This is a genomic window from Streptomyces sp. NPDC059852 (assembly GCF_042731455.1).
Lineage (GTDB): Bacteria > Actinomycetota > Actinomycetes > Streptomycetales > Streptomycetaceae > Streptomyces.
This window is the reverse complement of the sequence record NZ_JBHWJK010000056.1, coordinates 1-1,565: the sequence shown is the minus strand read 5'-3', so window position 1 is coordinate 1,565 and position 1,565 is coordinate 1. Positions and strand designations below refer to the sequence as shown.

Genomic DNA, 1,565 nt, shown 5'->3' with positions numbered 1-1,565 from the left:
GCCGACGGAACGTTCCGTCGGCAGGCGCCGTCCACACACGGATACCCTTGACAGGTGACCGACGCCCAAGAGACCGCAGCAGACACTCCACTGCGAACCACCGGAGGCGGCCCTCCGGACGACAGCGGAGCCTCCGCAGCGAAGGCGCCGATCCCTCTGCTCGAACCCCGCGAGGGCATTCCGCCCGTGATCGCCGACGAAGCGGCGCTCGCCGAGGTGGTCGCCGCCTTCGCCGCCGGCTCCGGGCCCGTCGCCGTCGACGCCGAGCGCGCGTCCGGTTACCGCTACGGGCAGCGCGCCTATCTCGTGCAGCTGCGCCGCGCGGGCGCGGGCACCGCGCTGATCGACCCGGTCGCCTGCCCCGACCTGTCCGGTCTCGGCGCGGCCCTTCACGACGTCGAGTGGGTCCTGCACGCGGCCACCCAGGACCTGCCGTGCCTGCGGGAGATAGGCATGGTGCCGACCCGGCTGTTCGACACCGAGCTCGCCGGGCGGCTCGCCGGCTTCCCGCGCGTGGGCCTCGGCGCCATGGTCGAGAGCGTCCTCGGCTTCGTCCTGGAGAAGGGGCACTCGGCCGTCGACTGGTCCACCCGCCCGCTGCCCGAGCCCTGGCTGCGGTACGCGACGCTCGACGTCGAACTGCTCGTGGATTTGCGGGACGCCCTGGAGAAGGAGCTGGACCGGCAGGGCAAGCTGGAGTGGGCGCTGCAGGAGTTCGACGCGATCGCGTCGGCGCCGCCCGCCGAGCCGCGCAAGGACCCCTGGCGGCGGACGTCCGGGATGCACAAGGTGCGCCGGCGCCGGCAGCTGGCCGTGGTCCGGGAGCTGTGGCAGACCCGGGACCGGATCGCGCAGCGGCGCGACGTGTCGCCGGGCAAGGTGCTGTCGGACGCGGCGATCGTGGAGGCCGCGCTGTCCATGCCGGCGAACGTGCACGCGCTGTCCGCGCTCAGCGGCTTCGGGCACCGGATGGGACGGCGGCAGCTCGAGCAGTGGCAGTCCGCGGTCGACCGGGCCAAGGAGCTGAGCGAGGCGCAGCTGCCCGCGCCGGGCCAGCCCGTGACCGGGCCCCCGCCGCCGCGCGCCTGGGCGGACAAGGACCCCGCGGCCGCCGCCCGCCTCGCGACGGCCCGCGCCGCGGTGTCGGCGCTGGCCGAGCGGCTGAGCATGCCCCAGGAGAACCTGATCACGCCGGACACCGTGCGGCGCGTGTGCTGGGAGCCGCCGCAGTCGGTGAGCGCCGAGTCGGTGGCGGAGGCGCTGTCCGGGCACGGGGCGAGGCCCTGGCAGGTCGAGCTGGTCACACCGGTCCTGGTGGCCGCGCTGTCCGCCTAGCGACGTCCCGGGCGCGGCGACGGGCGGGTACGGCGACGGCGGGCGCGGCGGCGGGCGGGTGCGGCGAGATCGCGCCAAGATCTACCGGTGCGTCCGGGTGCGGGGACCAGGTCGTGGGGGGGGGGGGGGGGGGCGGGCCAGGGCCCCGGGGCGCGGGAACCAACACAAGGCCCCACAACCCCGCCCCCACGGGAGGAGGTAAATTAAAAATAAAGAGCGAGAGAGCGCGC

At 75.2% G+C, this 1,565-nt stretch carries 1 protein-coding gene; it reads left to right on the top strand.

What is annotated here, in order from left to right; all coding sequences use genetic code 11:
* Positions 1 to 54 precede the first annotated feature (54 nt).
* On the top strand, positions 55 to 1,335 hold the full coding sequence (locus ACFV46_RS33585; protein ID WP_361927730.1) for a ribonuclease D: 1,281 nt from the start codon (positions 55 to 57) through the stop codon (positions 1,333 to 1,335).
* Positions 1,336 to 1,565 lie beyond the last annotated feature (230 nt).